This is a genomic window from Malaciobacter marinus (assembly GCF_003544855.1).
GTDB classification, from domain to species: domain Bacteria; phylum Campylobacterota; class Campylobacteria; order Campylobacterales; family Arcobacteraceae; genus Malaciobacter; species Malaciobacter marinus.
On sequence record NZ_CP032101.1, the window covers coordinates 116,057 to 131,946 of the forward strand.

Sequence of the window (15,890 nt, forward strand, 5' to 3'; positions counted from 1 at the left end):
AGTGAGTAGGTGAATTTATTTATTGCATTAGTTCTTGATAAATATCTTTTGTTTTCTTTCCTGTAAGTTTAGAAAGAAGTTTTGCTTTTACTTTTGGAGCTAAATCTAAATCTTTTATATCATCAACATTTAAAGCTTGACCCTCAAAAATAGTTGGCTCAATAATTACTACCCATTCACCTTTGATATTTACATCTTTAAAAATTTCAAAGATATTTTTAGCACTATCTTTAAAGCTTTTTTGATGTAATTTACTTATCTCTTTTACTAAAAATATTGTTCTATTTTCATCTATATTTTTAAGCTCTTCTAAAAGTTTTAAAAGTCTATGTGGTGACTCATAAAGGATACCAAGTTTATCACTTTGCATTATTGTTTTTAGTTTTGAAGCTCTATCACTTCCTTTATGTGCTAAAAAACCATGAAATGAAAAAGTTGTATGTGTAAAACCACTCATTGCATAAGCTGTAAGTATTGCATTTGCACCTGGAATAACATCATATTTAATATCATTTTTTATACAAAAATCAACAAGCGTAGCTCCTGGGTCACTAACGCATGGCATTCCTGCATCACTTACATAAACAACATTTTTAGTAAAAGTTTCTTTATCTAAAGTTTTTAAAACTTTATTTTCATTATGAGAGTGATAAGATTGAAACTGTTTATTTTCAAAGTTTAGATTAAATTTTTCAGATAGTAAATTTAGTAGTTTTTTTGTAACTCTTGTGTCTTCACAAAAGATTAGTTCCGCTTCCATAAGGGCATCTAGAGCTCTTTTAGAGATATCCTCCAAATTTCCTATGGGTGTGGGAACTAATATTAACAAGACAAAGTCTTATTTATTTAAATTATATTTAGCTTTAAACTTCTCAACTCTACCAGCAGCATCAACAATTTTTTGCTCTCCAGTAAAGAATGGATGACAAGCTGAACAAATGTCAATTCTTAATGTTTCAACATTTGATTTTGTTTCAAATGTATTTCCACAAGCACAACTAACTGTACAAGCTTTATAATCTGGGTGAATGTTCTTTTTCACTTTAACTTCCTTAAGGTTTCTAATGTCTACTAAAAGGTCAAATTTATGTGTTGCCCTTTAATAAACTCTTTTAGGAGAGGGATTATAGCGAAAAAAACTTAAGAATCTCTGAATTTAAGTTTTCTATAATATTTGAACTTTTATTTTCTACGAATTGTGATTTATTAAAAGTATTTTGTCTTTTTGCTAATTTTGCTGTATTTGTTAAAATCTTTTCTTCAAGCTCTTTTTTTGTAAGTTTTCCATCAAGATATTCTAACGTTTCAATAATTCCTATTGCACTCATACAGTTTGGCTCTCTTGTATAAGTTTTTTCTAAAAATATAACTTCATCAATAAGTCCATCTTCTAACATCTGTTTTGTTCTTAAAGCAATTCTTTTTCTTAAGTCATCTCTTTGCCAAACTATTTCAAAAATTTGTAAATTTTCTATAATTGGTATTTTTTTGTTTTTTTTGAAAAACTGTGTTGGAGTCATACCACTTTGTGTGTATATACTATAAGCTTTTTCTATTCTATATGTATCATTTGGAGCTATTTTTTCCATATACTCTTTATCTAAATTGTATAAGATATCGTATGCTTCTTCTTTTGGGATATCTAGTTTATTTTTTGTATCAATTCCTGTAGAAATTCCCTCAACTAGTGCTTTTAGATAAAAGCCTGTACCTCCTACAATGATTAGGTTTTTCTTATTGTTTTGTGCAAATTTTTTTGCTCTTTGATAACAATCAATAAATTGAATAACATCAAAAGTTTCATTAGCATAAACTTCATCTATACCAAAATGAATAATATCACCTCTTTCTTGTACAGTTGGTTTTGCAGATGCAATATCTATTTGTTTGTAAACAGACAAAGAATCAAGAGATAAAATTATTGAGTCTGTTTTTTTTGCAATATCAAGTGCTAAAGATGTTTTTCCTGATGCAGTTGAACCTATAATTGCTATTTGTTTCATTTAGTTGTATCTTTTCTCATACTCTGATAATTTTTTTTCAAGTTTTGTAATCTTCAAGTCTTTTTGATGAATCTCATCTAATAATTCAGAGATTTGTTTATTATTTGAGTTGTGAATACTTGTTTGATTTGTTGAAATACAAGCTGTAAAAGTTGTTGTAATTAAAATTAATAATAATATTTTTATATATTTCATTTGATTCCTTTGTGAAATTTTAATTAAATACCAATAAAAAACAGTTGAAAAAACATCATATAAATTACTTTATATGTAATATTAGATAGAATCGATTTTATGGAAAAAATAACAAAACTATTAAATGATTTCAATGAACTAGTAATGTTCAAACACTCAATTTTCTCGCTGCCTTTTATTTTTATTGCAATGGTAGTTGCTGCAAATGGTTGGTTTGGGTTTAGCCTTTGTATTTTAGGTATCTTAGCTGCACTTACAGCAAGAAATTTTGCTATGGGATTTAATAGATATCTTGATAGAGATATTGATGCTCTTAACCCAAGAACAGTAAACAGACCAAATGTAGATGGAAGAATCTCGCCTACACAAATGGCAATATTTGTAGCACTAAATGCAATTGGATTTATAATTGTAGCATATTTTGTAAATGATTTAGCTTTTTATATGTCTGTGCCTATTCTTATTGTAATAGGTTCATACTCATACTTTAAAAGGTTCTCATTCTTAGCACATCTAATTTTAGGTGTTTCTTTAGGACTTGCTCCAATAGCTGGAGTTGTTGCAGTTAGTGAAACTATACCTTTATGGGCTATTTTGTTGAGTATTGGGGTGATGTTTTGGGTTGCTGGATTTGATTTATTGTATTCATTGCAAGATATTGATGTGGATAAAGAGTTAGGACTTCACTCAATCCCAAGCAAATTTGGTGCTAAAAATACTATGATAATCTCAAGAGTATTTCACCTTTTTACAGTAATATTTTGGTTACTATTTGTAATTGTATCAAATAGTTCAACTTTTGCTTTTATAGCAGTAGCAGTAAGTGCTTTAATGCTAAGTTATGAACACTATTTAGTAAATAAAGATTTTAGAAAAATTGATAAAGCTTTTTTTACTGTAAATGGTTACTTAGGTATAGTATTTTTTGTACTAATAGTATTGGATAATTTATAAAGATAGATGATGAGTAATAGACTTAAAGAAGTTACATTTTTAACTGTTAATGATTTAAAAAATGAAGATATAATTTTACCAAGTAAATACTCCCAAGTATTTGAAAATCATGCAAATAGTTTAGAAGTAAATATAGAAGATGAAAATGTATTATTTAAAGATTTACATGAAGATAATGTAAATATTGACAAAATAGTAAGACAAACAAATGATAACTTAAGTATCTTATATCAATCAACAGATGATGCAAGAACTGCAATTTTAAATAAAGATGATAAATCTCTTCAAAATATTTATGGTGAACTAGCAAAAATGAAAAGTAAAATAAATCTTTTACAAAAAGAACTTTTTTCAGATAGTTTAACAAAAGCTTTTAATAGAAAATGGTTTATGGATTACTACTTAATAAATAAAAGCTTCCCAGAAGATGGAGCTTTGGCATTTATTGATTTAAATAAGTTCAAATATATAAATGATACATTTGGACACTTAGTAGGAGATCAAGTACTAAAGTATCTTGTGGATTTTTTGAAAAAAGAGTTTAAAGATAAAGAGATAAAAGTTTTAAGATATGCAGGAGATGAGTTTATTGTACTTTTTAATCAAGATACAATAAATCAGTTTGATATTAAAACACTTATGACAAATGCACAAAAAAAACTTGCAAGACAAAAACTAAAAACCTCAAAATTTAAAAATATCCAATTTTCATTCTCTTTTGGATTAGTACCATTTAAAAAAGATGAACAATTAGAAAAAATAGTTCTAAAAGCAGATGAACTAATGTATAAAAATAAAAAAGCCTTAATATCTAGATAATTTTAAGTTTTCTTTTGATAAAATTCCAAGCTATCATAAACGCGTCTGTGGCTCAACTGGATAGAGCTCCCGGTTTCGGCCCGGGTGGTTGTGGGTTCGAATCCTACCAGGCGTACCATTACTAGAAGTAATTAAAGTTTATCATATGAAATATATTAAATAATTTTTTAGTTAATTATATTTTAGTTTAATGTGTTTTTTGAGATAATGAATTGATTACTTTAATATTAAAAGATTATCAATACTAGTGTATTTGTTTAATAAAATATTTAAAAATATTATACTTTTTTCGTTATTGGTACAGTTGTACATTATTTTTGTAGGTAATTTTTTATATATTAATTTTTTTGTTTTGGTAAAAGAGATATATTCTGAATCTCCATTTGTGTATTCAATATAAATATCCTTTTCCATAATATCAATAAATTTTATTTCCAAATAGGTAAATATTCCTTTAGTTTTTATGATTATAGTAAATTATTTCCTTTTTGTCAATACTTTTAAATAGGAATTTATAAAAATGACTAAAAAAGAGTTAGCTCACAGAATTAATGTTGATCCAAAAACTTTAAAAAACTGGGAAGAAACTAAACCCGAGCTTTTAAAACTTATTTATTTAGGACTTGCTACGGAAGAGCATATTAAAGATACTGAAGAGTATTTAAAAAAAATAAAAAGAAATACAGAAAGTTAATTTTAGTATCATGATTCAAAAAGAAATATCTCATAGAAAACTTTATCCTAGAACTAGCAGTGTTTCTAATACTCCAGGCATCTATGCTTGGTACTATGACTATAGAAAGTTAATAGATATTCTAAATATAGCTGCTCCAAGAAATACTATTATTGATACTTTTTTAAATGAATTAGAAAGTGTTTCTAAAAAAATAAAACTACCAACAGTAAAAGGAAATATAAAAGGAAAGCTAAATACAGAATATTCTTGTATTATCGATAACATTGACTATTTAAAAAGTAAATCATATCATGCAAAAATGGCATCAACAGATTTTGATATGCTTAAGGAAAGTATTTATGTACTACAAAACTATTCTGCACCTTTGTATATAGGGAAAGCTGTTAAGCAAACATTAAGAGAAAGATATAAACAACACATAAAAAACTATGATGATGCATCAACAGGGAAAAATAACAAAAATACATTTGGATACAGACTTTATGAAGTAGGTCTAACTCCTTCTGAATTAATTTTTAAGTATCATAGCCTAACTAATAGAGAGAATGAAATAGATATGATAGAACATATAATAAATAGAATAACTAAACCTACACTAGGAGAAAGATAATGAGCTTATTTTGTGCAAAAGAAAAAGAATGGGATATAAATAAAAAAGGTCATTCTGGTGTTTTTAAAACAAAAAATGATATATCTATTGAGTATATACAAACTACCTTTAACACAAAGGAACTAGATTTAATAAAACCTTTAAGAAGTATTTTTAACCCTGATGATATTGAAGATTTTGATCTGTTATTACAAAGAGACTTAGATGAAACTAGAATTAAAAGAGAATTAATTCCTTATTTAAAAAGAGATGATAAACTAAGTTTTTTTCCTTCATTATTAGTTGTTGTACTGAACATTGAAAATAATGGAAGTGGAGCAATGATTAAACAACAATATCCACCACTTGATGAACAAATTATTGATAACCCCGAGGATAATTCAGGAAATAGTAAAGTTAACTCCAAAAAATATGGTGACTTATTTAGTGTTGAAATCTTGGTTGATGAGAATGAAAAAAAACAACGATGGTTTAGTATATTTAATTTTAATAGAAACACTCAATTATTAGCTATTGATGGACAACATCGGCTAGTAGCACTACAAGCAATTACTGGAAAACTTACAACAGAAAGAGATAAAGAAAAGTTTTTGGCTTATTCTGATGAAAAAGAGTTATTTAATGATTTAGAAATTCCAGTAACAATTTTATATGTTCCTGATATGCATCAAGGTACGGATGACAATAATGAACCATTAACAAGTATTTTTAGACAAGTTTTTGTGGATGTAAATAAGAATGCGATTACAGTAAGTAAAATGCGGAATATTCTTTTAGATGAGAATGATTTTAATTCAATTTTTACGAGAATGATTTGTTCTGAAATATTAAAAAATACTAATTTAAATATTTCAATTAATGAAATTGAATGGAATAAAGAGCAAAAAGTAGATCAACTTACAGAAGAATTATCTATTACAAGTATTGTTTTTATAAAAAACTTTTTAGATAACTGGCTAGGAGATATCAAAACGCTTGAGGATGATTGTCTCATAAAAGACAATCTACAATTATCAAAAATAAAAATAGATTTAGAAGATGAAACATTACCGTATGATGAAATGACAAATAAAAAATTTACATATAATCAAAAAAATAAAATACTTGAATATTTTTCTGATAATTATTTAAATGGATTAATTATTTTAATTTGTTCTTTACCATTATTTAATAAAAGACATGCCCATATAAAAGCTATCAAAAATGAATTAACTAATCAAATTGAGAATCATGAAAATATTGATGCTTCAAATGCATATAAATATTTATTTGGTGGAAATGAAAATAATATCTTATTAACTAAAGAATTAAATGCATATATTAAAAATACAATTATGAAAGATTTAATACAATTTGAAGATGAAAATCACTATGAGCTTGTAAAAACACAAATGTTTCAAGTAATGTATTTTAAAATTGTTATTGATATTTACGCTGATCAAGAAGATATGGACTTTAATATTTTTTTAACAGAATATAATAAAATCATTAATGATATTGATTTTATAAATGCATGGAAAGATATTTTTGTTAATAAATACACTATTTTAAAAACAGGAATAGGTAATTTTGGAAAAAATAAACAAAATCTAATATATGACTATCTTCAACTATTTATGAATAAACATAAAGATATTTTGAATAACGGTAAAATAAAATTTGAAGAATATGATGTAAACATTAAATCAATATATACAAAATTTGAAGCAAACAAAATAAGAGAATTGGAAAAATTAGACTTAGATGAAGAACTTTACGAAAAACAGCTAGAAAATTATAAAAATCAATTAAAAGAAATTTATATTGAAGAAAATGTAGAGTAATTAATAGTAAAATCTATTTAGGAGAAGGGGAGAATTAAAAATCCTGCCCAATAAACTCAAAAATATTACTATCAGATTTTAGTGATGTTTTAAGTATCAAATAACCTCTTACGATATGTCGTTGGAGGTTTTCCTCTAGTTTCTTTTTTGATGTAATAGTAATATTATCAAAAACTTCAATCATATCCCAAAAAAGTTTTGTATAGTCTTCGCTCTCTTTTCCTTCACCTGTTATTTGTACCAGTCTATACTCTTTGCCATCATAATTTGGAACATCTATATCTTTAAACTCCTTTTCTAATGATAGCGATATATTTATCATAAATCTAAGGATTACCCATTTGGGTTCATTTTCAAGGTTTAGCATTTTTGATAAGGGATAAAGATATTGTTCTATTTCTTGTGTTGTTTTTATCATGTTATTTCCTCTATATTCGACCCTAAATCATTTCTTTTGATTTGGTATGTTTTATAGTTGAGATTTTGAGTTTTTACAAAATCATATTCACTATCTGTTAGTAGTAAAATTAGATTTTCAAAAGATAAATAACAAGAGTTAAGTAAAAGCTCTTTATTTTTATTTGAAAGTCTTCCAAATGGAGTATCTACCATTACAAATGATGCAAAATTTTTAAAATCTAAAATCGTCTTAACTATCAAAAAGTTTAATATTTGTTTTTGACCTGCTGAAAGTAATTTAGTACTTAACTTCTCTTCTTTTTTATCTGTGATTATTATATTGTGATTATCATTGATAAATATATTACTTATATGGTCATATTGTTTTAAAAACCGTGATGTATTTTCTTTTAGTTTCTCATTAAAGATTGAAAGTTCTTTTTCTAATCTTTTATTATAAACTCGGGCACTTACTTTTGAAATAATCTGTAACTCTTCATATCCTTTTATAAATGCATATTTGTGTTGATTTTCTTTAAATGCTTGAGTTAAAGTTTTATTTATCTCTTTTGATTTTATAGTATTTGATTCGATTTTATCTTTTAATTCTTGAATATATTTATCAAGTACATTTAGTTCTTCTTCTTGTAAATCTCTTGATTCTACTAAAGAACGCATCATTTCTTGTTCCATTATTGAGTCTTGTGCTATTTTAATCTTTTCTTCTATTTGAACAGTTATAAGTTTTAAGTCTTTCATCTCTTCAATAAGTTTTTTAAAATCATTGTTAGACATTGAAAGTTGAATTTTTGGTGAATTGTTAATCATAGTTGATTTAAATAGTTCTAAAATTTTATTTTCTTCAAGTGGTGAATTTATTTCTTGAATAAACTTGTGAAACTTATTTGAAAAAAGTGATTCATCTTCTATTTTTAAAGCACTAGAAGTTCTATCTTGTATACCATTAAATATTCTTTTATTCAAAAGCAAAGGCATCTGCCAAAGAATAATCTCTTTTAATTTCGATGCCTTTTCATCAAGTATTGCTTTTGTTTTATCTAATTCTTCATGTAGTTTATTGACCTTTTTACTCTTATTTCTTATTTGAGTATTTGATTTTTGTAAATTCATTTTTTGAATTTTAAACTCTTTTTCTTTTTCTATTAACTCTTCTTTTTGATTTGATATTAAGTCCAATATATCCAATCTTTGATTTTCAAGAACTAGAAGTTCTTTTGTAGAGTCATCATTATTTTTTTCAAGTAATCTTTTTGAAACTGCTTGTGAGTCCTTTTGAGTGTTTACTAAAAGATCTAAATCAAATATATAATCAAATATTGATTTTAGTTTTATATTTGATAATAAAAGTAAATTATTACCTATCTCACCATCATAAAATAAAAAATCAATCAAAAACTCAGGTATTTTATTCTGAATAAAATGTTCTGCTTCATCATCTTCATATTTCTCACCATCTTTTAATATAACTGAAAGTGACTCTTCAAATTTAGAAGTAAAATTCCAAGTCCTTTTAATATTAAACTCATCAAAATCAAGATTTACCCAACATTTTTTTTCTTCTGCATTATTATTAAGTACAGAATCAATATCTATTTTTGATTGACCTAAACATAATTTGATAGAATTTAGAATTGATGTTTTACCATACCCATTAGCTCCTATTATGCATGAGATATTATTAAATAATATACTATTTGTTCCATGATAAGAGAACATATTGTTCAATGTGATACTAGTTAGTTTCACGAAACTCTCCTTTATAGAAGTCAACAACTCTTTTTTCTATATCATTTAATACACCATATCTATTTGATATGTTTTTTCTATAAGCTTGAATCTCATGAATCCTTTCAAATAAATCAATGTTAAAATTCTCTTCATCTAAGACTTCTAAGTCTTCTCTTAATTCAGTTTTTACAGGTTTATTTAGCAATTTATCAAATTTTTGAGCTATTCTATATGCAGTATTTGAAATATCACCATCTTTATTCCAGTTTTCTTGAATCAATTCAATCTCTTCATCTTTGATTAAAGCAATTTTTTCACTTGGATTATAATCAGCATCGTTTATTTTCATAGAATGATAATTTTCATTTACTTTAACTTCTGTTTTAAGTAAATCTTCTAAAAGTTCTTTTCTTGTTTCCATTAAAAATGGTCCAGCCCCCACTTGACCACTTCTTCTTCTTGTATCTCTTTTCTCTAAATCGTTTCTATATGTATATATTTTTTCTCTATAATGCCAAAGTGGACTCATCCACTCTTCACCATTTTTAAGCATCCCTTCCATTGAACGGTCACTTTCAACAACGGTACAAACCCAACAACCAAACCTAGTTTTTCCACAAGTTGCCGCATCAGGATGTAATGCAATATTGCAATCAGCTTCACCTGAACCTTTGTCATATAAGCTCATCATATAACTATGGTCACCCCATGGAAAAGGATTTTTAGTTAAATAAGTCCAAACTTCTGCATTTGACCAAAATTTAATTGGAGATAATACATACGCATTTGGAATACTATCATGTACTGATAATCCTCTATGATTTAAAACTCTTCCCTCAATTGAATTAGATCTTGAAATAGACTCATCTTTTCTTACACCTAAAAGCATAAGAATTGATTGATGTTTATTTACTAAACTTTTTAGAAATTCTGTAGCTGGATCTATTTTCATTCTTTCCGTACACCATCTAAATGAACTCGTTGGTGCAGGATAACCTTTTCCTAGCATCAGTGTCCAAAATGATTCTTCAACTTTTGGTTCTAGCTTATGACATGATATTTTTAAATCTGTTTCATTTGAAAATTTTGTAATTTGATTTAATCTGGTATTCGTATAGTTTTCTATTACTGGCATTTCAACTGTTGTATCAGATGATACAACATAAATATGCTTAGTATCTTTTCCCTCAGTATGTAGTTCTTGTATCATAGTAATCACAAGATGCAATACTGTAGTAGAATCTTTTCCCCCAGAATATGTCACTACCCAAGGTCTATTGTCTGCAAAATATTGTTCTTTTAATGCATCTATTGTTTGTCTTGCTATTTCCATAATTATATCTTTTTAAAATTTATTAATATCTATATTATTTTTGAGATAATATCTAAAAATTAATTTGATTGTGGTTATATTAATATATTAGTTTTATTAAATTAAAATAAATAAAATTTTATTTAATAACCTTACTAGTTTTAGAAAATCTGTTAAAAGAATATAGTTTTATACTTTTATTCTTTTATTCAAGACCAAAGCTGTAATTTTGGCAGATGTGAAACTGCTTTGATTATATCTGTTTTTGAAACTATTCCTACTATTACATCCTCTTCATTTACAACTGGAATTGCATCAATTTTAAAATCAAGCATAATTTTACAAACACTTCTAATATCTGCTGTTGGATCAGCTGTGATTACTTCTTTTAAAATTAAGTCCTCAAGATTTCTATTTAATATATTTTGATAGTTTTCAATATCCTCTATTAATAGATTTAGAATAGTTTTTTTGTTTATTATTCCTATGATTTTTTTTCCAAAAGAGACTATTGGTATATGACTTACACTCTCTTCTTTTAGCTTTTCATAAGCTTGTTCTACAGAAGCTTTATTATCAATATAAATTATATCTTTTGTCATTATATCTTGTACTTGATAAACCTCTTCAGAGATATCTAAATTGGCCATTTTTTTATAAGCATTTACTGCTTTTTGATTTTTTTGTTCTGTTTGCTTATCTTCTTTTTCATGTTCTAAGTAGTCTTGAAAAAGTGTATCATCATCAGGTTTCAATCTAGCCTCAGCAGGAGCATCAAGATTTTTTAATTCATATAGATTATCAGCAGTACTTCTAAATCCTACACTTCCATTATTATATATAGCAAACATCTTATATCCTTTATGTTGTTATTATATAATAATATATTTGATTTAATGATTGTTTAATAAAAAACATAAATTTTATGGTAAAACTGTATTTCTTCCATTTTCTTTTGCTTTATATAATTGTTCATCAGCTTTTTTATATAAAATATCAACAGAGATAATATCTTTTGCTTTTGTACAAACATATCCAAAAGAAGCTGTCACATAAGGTGAAACATTGTTTTTTTTATGGGGAATTTTTAGTTCTTCAATATTATTTTTTATTTTTTCTAAAAATTTCTTTGATTTTTCAGGATTTGAGTCTTTAAATACAACTCCAAACTCTTCTCCTCCTAATCTAAAGCAAAAATCATCTGCTCTATTTAAATTACTCATTACTTCTTTTGTAACTTTTCTTAGCGCACTGTCACCTTTTAAGTGACCATATGTATCATTGTATAGTTTAAAATAGTCAATATCAAATATTGAAAATGTTATATATTCATTTTTTCTTTTTATACTATTTAAAAGTTTTGGCATTAATTCATTAAAATATCGTTTGTTATAAGTTTTGGTAAGTTCATCTGTTATAGATAATCTTTCTAATTTCTTTTTTATTGTAATATTTTCTTTTATTGAGGTATAGCCAACTTTTATACCATCTTCATTGAATGTAGGAGAGATAATTGCTTTAACCCAAAAACAATCTCCTTCTTTTGTCTTATTTTTTATTTCTCCTTGCCAAATTTTATCTTTTGAAATAGTTTCCCAAAGTTCTTTATATATTTTTTCATCCATTTTCTCATGTTTTAAAATAGAATGTGTTTTACCTAATAACTCTTTTTTTGAGTATTTTGAAACTTTACAAAATGCATTTGAGACATGAATTATATTACCTTTTAAATCAGTAGTTGCCGATATTATATTTTCATCTACGATTTTGATATATGATTTAAGCTCTTTTTCTATTTTTCTTCTATTTTTTATCTCTTTGTTTAATTTTCTATTTGCTCTAATTATTATGAAAAAAATTGTAAAAAAGAAGATACTAATTGCTCCTAGCCATCTAAAAATATATCCATAATTTGCATTTGTTTCATACTTTACACTTATCCATTTATTTAAGATAGATTGATGTTCTTCTTGTGAAATTTTTATAAGTGTTTTATTGAAAATAGAGTTCAAAAGTGGCATATCTTTTCTTGTTCCAATACTTAAATCCCAAAAATTACCAAATTTTGCAGAGATTTTAAGTTCACCAAAATAGTGTTGTTGTATTTGATATCCTGCTGCTGTAACTGTATCTATAAAACCAAATAACTTATTGTTCTTAACTTTATTTAATCCCTCTTTTAAGTTATTAACTTCAACTACTTCTAGATTTGGATAATCTTTTTTTAGTTGTTCTATAAATGCATAATCTTTTACAATACCTACTTTTTCATTGATTTTTTTTAGATTTGCAATATATAGTTTTTCGATTTTTGTAACAAGTACTAAAGGTATTGAAAGATAAGGCTCTGTAAAATTCAAGTACTGTTGCCTAGTATCTGTTGGCATTACAAGTGAAAGAATATCACATTTTTTTTGTTTTGAATACTTCAAAGATTGTGACCATGAGTCTGTTTTTATTGCTTTTATTTTAATATCCAATTTCTTTTGGAATATTTTCATATAATCAGAAGTAATTCCTATATATTTATCTTTTTCAAACTTTTCAAGTGGCATCCAGTTTGGATCAATACAAAGTTTTAGTGTATCGTGTTTTTTTAAAAAATTAAGCTCTTTTGTTGTTAGATTTGTATCAAATTTTTTATCAATAGGAAGGTTCTCAATATTTTGAGAATATGCATAATAAAATAAGAAAAGTATTATAAATATAGCTTTCATAATATACTCCTATTTTAATTTTAGCATAAAAAGGACACTTTTTTACTAAAATAGCTTATATTAATTAAGTTTCTTATTTTCTTTTACTGAAATAGGTACTTTAATAGTAAAACAAGCACCAAGATTAATGTTTTCTACAATAATAGCACCACCCATACTATTTTCAATAATGGTTTTTGTCATATATAATCCTATACCTGTTCCTTTTCCCTCTTCTTTTGTTGTAAAATATGGCTCAAATATTTTATCTTTTATATCTTCACTTATGCCTTTTGCATTATCTTCTATTTGTACTATTGCACTATTTTTATCTTTATAGACTCTTATTTTTACCTTTGCATCTTCTACTTTTTTTTCTATTAATGCATCTTTTGCATTTGATAATATATTTAATATACTTTGTGAAAACTCATTTGTATATCCATATACTTCTATATCTTCTTTGCTAAACTCTTTTTCTATTTCTATATAGCTATGTTCAAATGTTGATTCTATTAAATATATCGCTTTTTTTACTGTTTTATTTATCTCAAAATACTCTTTTGTTTTATTTGGTTTAAAAAAGTTTCTAAAATCATCTATTGTTTTTGACATACTTGATGTTAATATATTTGTCTTTTTTATACTTCTTTCCATAAACTTATCATCCAAATCACCCATACTATATGCAAACTGCATATTTTGCATTACTAATCCCAATGCATTTAGTGGTTGTCTCCATTGATGGGCTATATTTCCTATCATCTCTCCCATTGCTGCTAATTTACTTTGTTGTATCAATAACTGCTCTTGTTTTCTTTGTTTCTCTATCTCTTCTCTTACTTTTTCATGTAACTGCTTTTTTAGTTTTTCTTGATAAGAAGTATGTATATATAAAATATAAAGTAACACAATAAATAGTGAAGAAATTATTGTATTAAAAATTAGAATCTGTTTTTGACCTTTTATATATATCTCTTTTTTTTGAGATACTTTAAGGGAAAACTTTATTTGTTTATTATGGTTATAAAAATATAAGTATGAGTTTATATTTTTATCTTTTAATGTTGCAAAAATATCTATTTTGTGAAGATATCTACTATTTAAAGAGTCATTAAACTTTTTCTCTTTTTTAGAGTTTATTTTTATCTTATCAAAAATTGCTGCATTATCTAAATCTTTAATAGTTATTTCTTTTCCTGCAAAAAGATAACCTCTTATTTTTCCTGTAGAATCAGTTTTTAATATATTAGTTTTTACAGTATAAAAGTATTTATTCTCAAATGTTAAAATTGTTGCATGTTCTTCTTTATTGTATTTTTGAATAATTTGATTAATAAATTCATTAGTATCTTTTTTTAATTCAAAGTTTTTATTGAAATTTGAGTAAATAGTCTCATAGTTTAGGTTTTGAAATATCATAAAATCCAAACCCAAATCAGCTAATGTATTACTATTACTTCTAAAAAGTTCATAAATATATTGTTTATTTTTTGTAAGAATAAAATCGTAAGTTTTATCCCATTTTGCATAATCATTTGTAATATTATATATGTTTTCTAAGTTATTATCTATTTTATTTATTAAAGATGATAAGTTTTTTTTATTCTCTTTTATTTCTAAGTTTTTAAAATCTTCTAAGAAGTAGTTATAACTTAAAATATTAAATGTTAATAAATATAATATAAATATTATGAGTACTAAATATCGATTTTTAAATAGTGTTTTCACTTTTTTCCTTTTTGTTTATTTATTCTATCTCAAATAAATGTGTATTTTATAAATTAAACATAAATATTCTTTGAATAAAGCCCAAAATACAGTACTTTATTTAATAAACATAATTTTAAGATTATTTTTAGGATATATTGCTTTTAATAGAATATAATTACATACTAAATAATATAATTTATCTAATTTAATAATAGAGTTAATATGTATCAAATCAGTAACAAAATATATTGTCCAAAAGATATTATGCAGTTAGAACTGCCAACTAAGCTTTTGCCAAATCCTTATTATGAGTATCCTTTTTTAGTTATAAAAGATTTCTTTTCAAAAGAGAATTTAGAACAATTAAATGAAATTCTAAGAGTTGATGATGATGTCGAACAAGCAAAAGTTAGAAAAAAAGATATCAATATAATAAATAGAAAAATTGATAAGAGTATTAGAGAAACAAAAATTCATAAACTACCAAAAGAGTATATAAATCTTTATAAAAAGCAGTTTATATTTTTTCAAAAGAAAATAGAGGATTACTTTTGTTTAGCTTTGACAACTTCAACAAAACCACAAGTTTTAGAGTATACAAAAGGAAGTTTTTATAAAGCACATAGTGATGATTCAAATATGATATTAAAAGATAATAAGCTTGTTGGATTTACAACAGTTGCACATCAAAGAAGAGTTACAACAGTACTTTTTTTAAGTGATGATTACACTGGAGGAGAGCTTGTTTTTAACTATTTGTATGATGAAAATAAACAAGTAGTAAAACTTAGAGTAAATAGTGGTGATATGGTAGTGTTTTTAAGTAATCCTGTATTTACTCATGAAGTTTTAGAAGTAACAAGTGGAAATCGCTTCACACTTGTTCAATGGCATGATGCTATTATAAATTAGGATAGAAA

Annotated in this window: 16 protein-coding genes and 1 tRNA gene; 7 read left to right on the top strand and 10 right to left on the bottom strand. The window is 25.2% G+C overall.

Going from position 1 to position 15,890, the window contains the following annotated elements; genetic code table 11:
- Window positions 1–19: 19 nt before the first annotated feature.
- From rsmI to AMRN_RS00585, 4 genes are all read right to left on the bottom strand, one after another.
- On the bottom strand, window positions 20–829 hold the full coding sequence (rsmI, locus tag AMRN_RS00570; RefSeq protein ID WP_099311380.1) for a 16S rRNA (cytidine(1402)-2'-O)-methyltransferase: 810 nt from the start codon (window positions 827–829) through the stop codon (window positions 20–22).
- Between the two features lie 9 nt (window positions 830–838).
- The gene (gene rpmE / locus AMRN_RS00575) at window positions 839–1,042 is read right to left on the bottom strand and encodes a 50S ribosomal protein L31 (protein ID WP_079580303.1); all 204 of its coding nucleotides are present in this window, start codon (window positions 1,040–1,042) and stop codon (window positions 839–841) included.
- An 82-nt stretch (window positions 1,043–1,124) separates the two neighbouring features.
- Window positions 1,125–2,003, bottom strand: coding sequence for a tRNA (adenosine(37)-N6)-dimethylallyltransferase MiaA (gene miaA / locus AMRN_RS00580; RefSeq protein WP_099311379.1), 879 nt, complete (start codon window positions 2,001–2,003; stop codon window positions 1,125–1,127).
- Entirely contained in the window at window positions 2,004–2,198 is a 195-nt protein-coding gene (locus tag AMRN_RS00585; protein ID WP_099311378.1) for a hypothetical protein, read from the bottom strand.
- Window positions 2,199–2,297: 99 nt separating this feature from the next.
- Between AMRN_RS00585 and mqnP the strand changes: the two genes are divergently transcribed.
- The 6 genes from mqnP (at window position 2,298) to AMRN_RS00615 (ending at window position 7,101) form a co-directional block, all read left to right on the top strand.
- Window positions 2,298–3,152: a menaquinone biosynthesis prenyltransferase MqnP gene (mqnP, locus tag AMRN_RS00590; protein WP_099311377.1), complete on the top strand. Its 855-nt coding sequence runs from the start codon at window positions 2,298–2,300 to the stop codon at window positions 3,150–3,152.
- A gap of 9 nt (window positions 3,153–3,161) precedes the next feature.
- Complete coding sequence (locus AMRN_RS00595; RefSeq protein WP_159445756.1) at window positions 3,162–3,971, top strand: GGDEF domain-containing protein; 810 nt, start codon at window positions 3,162–3,164, stop codon at window positions 3,969–3,971.
- Window positions 3,972–4,012: 41 nt separating this feature from the next.
- Window positions 4,013–4,089, top strand: a tRNA-Arg gene (locus tag AMRN_RS00600).
- A gap of 402 nt (window positions 4,090–4,491) precedes the next feature.
- Window positions 4,492–4,665 carry a MerR family transcriptional regulator gene (locus AMRN_RS14135; RefSeq protein WP_165772846.1) on the top strand — a complete coding sequence of 58 codons (174 nt, stop codon included), beginning with the start codon at window positions 4,492–4,494 and terminating at the stop codon, window positions 4,663–4,665.
- Window positions 4,666–4,675: 10 nt separating this feature from the next.
- Window positions 4,676–5,278 (top strand): hypothetical protein, encoded by a 603-nt coding sequence (locus AMRN_RS00610; protein WP_099311375.1) that lies wholly within the window; start codon window positions 4,676–4,678, stop codon window positions 5,276–5,278.
- Window positions 5,278–7,101: a ParB N-terminal domain-containing protein gene (locus AMRN_RS00615; RefSeq protein WP_099311374.1), complete on the top strand. Its 1,824-nt coding sequence runs from the start codon at window positions 5,278–5,280 to the stop codon at window positions 7,099–7,101. The genes AMRN_RS00610 and AMRN_RS00615 overlap by 1 nt, the downstream gene beginning before the upstream one ends.
- 34 nt (window positions 7,102–7,135) lie before the next feature.
- On the opposite strand, the gene AMRN_RS00620 is transcribed toward AMRN_RS00615, so the two are convergent.
- From AMRN_RS00620 to AMRN_RS00645, 6 genes are all read right to left on the bottom strand, one after another.
- Window positions 7,136–7,519: a DndE family protein gene (locus tag AMRN_RS00620; protein ID WP_099311373.1), complete on the bottom strand. Its 384-nt coding sequence runs from the start codon at window positions 7,517–7,519 to the stop codon at window positions 7,136–7,138.
- Window positions 7,516–9,267: an AAA family ATPase gene (locus AMRN_RS00625; protein ID WP_099311372.1), complete on the bottom strand. Its 1,752-nt coding sequence runs from the start codon at window positions 9,265–9,267 to the stop codon at window positions 7,516–7,518. The genes AMRN_RS00620 and AMRN_RS00625 overlap by 4 nt, the downstream gene beginning before the upstream one ends.
- Entirely contained in the window at window positions 9,254–10,582 is a 1,329-nt protein-coding gene (dndC, locus tag AMRN_RS00630; RefSeq protein ID WP_099311371.1) for a DNA phosphorothioation system sulfurtransferase DndC, read from the bottom strand. The genes AMRN_RS00625 and dndC overlap by 14 nt, the downstream gene beginning before the upstream one ends.
- 188 nt (window positions 10,583–10,770) lie before the next feature.
- Window positions 10,771–11,412: a CBS domain-containing protein gene (locus AMRN_RS00635; RefSeq protein ID WP_099311370.1), complete on the bottom strand. Its 642-nt coding sequence runs from the start codon at window positions 11,410–11,412 to the stop codon at window positions 10,771–10,773.
- 72 nt (window positions 11,413–11,484) lie between these two features.
- Window positions 11,485–13,278, bottom strand: coding sequence for a diguanylate cyclase (locus tag AMRN_RS00640; RefSeq protein ID WP_099311369.1), 1,794 nt, complete (start codon window positions 13,276–13,278; stop codon window positions 11,485–11,487).
- Between the two features lie 60 nt (window positions 13,279–13,338).
- Window positions 13,339–14,988: a sensor histidine kinase gene (locus AMRN_RS00645; protein WP_118897336.1), complete on the bottom strand. Its 1,650-nt coding sequence runs from the start codon at window positions 14,986–14,988 to the stop codon at window positions 13,339–13,341.
- A gap of 204 nt (window positions 14,989–15,192) precedes the next feature.
- Here AMRN_RS00645 and AMRN_RS00650 point away from each other — a divergent pair, with 204 nt between their 5' ends.
- Window positions 15,193–15,882 carry a prolyl hydroxylase family protein gene (locus AMRN_RS00650; protein ID WP_099312734.1) on the top strand — a complete coding sequence of 230 codons (690 nt, stop codon included), beginning with the start codon at window positions 15,193–15,195 and terminating at the stop codon, window positions 15,880–15,882.
- The last annotated feature ends 8 nt before the right edge of the window (window positions 15,883–15,890 follow it).

Coding starts and splice junctions, on each gene's coding strand:
- miaA (WP_099311379.1), bottom strand. CDS start 2,003: ATGAAACAAATAGCAATTATAGGTTCAACTGCATCAGGAAAAACATCT.
- AMRN_RS00650 (WP_099312734.1), top strand. CDS start 15,193: ATGTATCAAATCAGTAACAAAATATATTGTCCAAAAGATATTATGCAG.
- AMRN_RS00620 (WP_099311373.1), bottom strand. CDS start 7,519: ATGATAAAAACAACACAAGAAATAGAACAATATCTTTATCCCTTATCA.
- mqnP (WP_099311377.1), top strand. CDS start 2,298: ATGGAAAAAATAACAAAACTATTAAATGATTTCAATGAACTAGTAATG.
- AMRN_RS00635 (WP_099311370.1), bottom strand. CDS start 11,412: ATGTTTGCTATATATAATAATGGAAGTGTAGGATTTAGAAGTACTGCT.
- AMRN_RS00640 (WP_099311369.1), bottom strand. CDS start 13,278: ATGAAAGCTATATTTATAATACTTTTCTTATTTTATTATGCATATTCT.
- AMRN_RS00595 (WP_159445756.1), top strand. CDS start 3,162: ATGAGTAATAGACTTAAAGAAGTTACATTTTTAACTGTTAATGATTTA.
- AMRN_RS14135 (WP_165772846.1), top strand. CDS start 4,492: ATGACTAAAAAAGAGTTAGCTCACAGAATTAATGTTGATCCAAAAACT.
- dndC (WP_099311371.1), bottom strand. CDS start 10,582: ATGGAAATAGCAAGACAAACAATAGATGCATTAAAAGAACAATATTTT.
- AMRN_RS00615 (WP_099311374.1), top strand. CDS start 5,278: ATGAGCTTATTTTGTGCAAAAGAAAAAGAATGGGATATAAATAAAAAA.
- AMRN_RS00610 (WP_099311375.1), top strand. CDS start 4,676: ATGATTCAAAAAGAAATATCTCATAGAAAACTTTATCCTAGAACTAGC.
- AMRN_RS00585 (WP_099311378.1), bottom strand. CDS start 2,198: ATGAAATATATAAAAATATTATTATTAATTTTAATTACAACAACTTTT.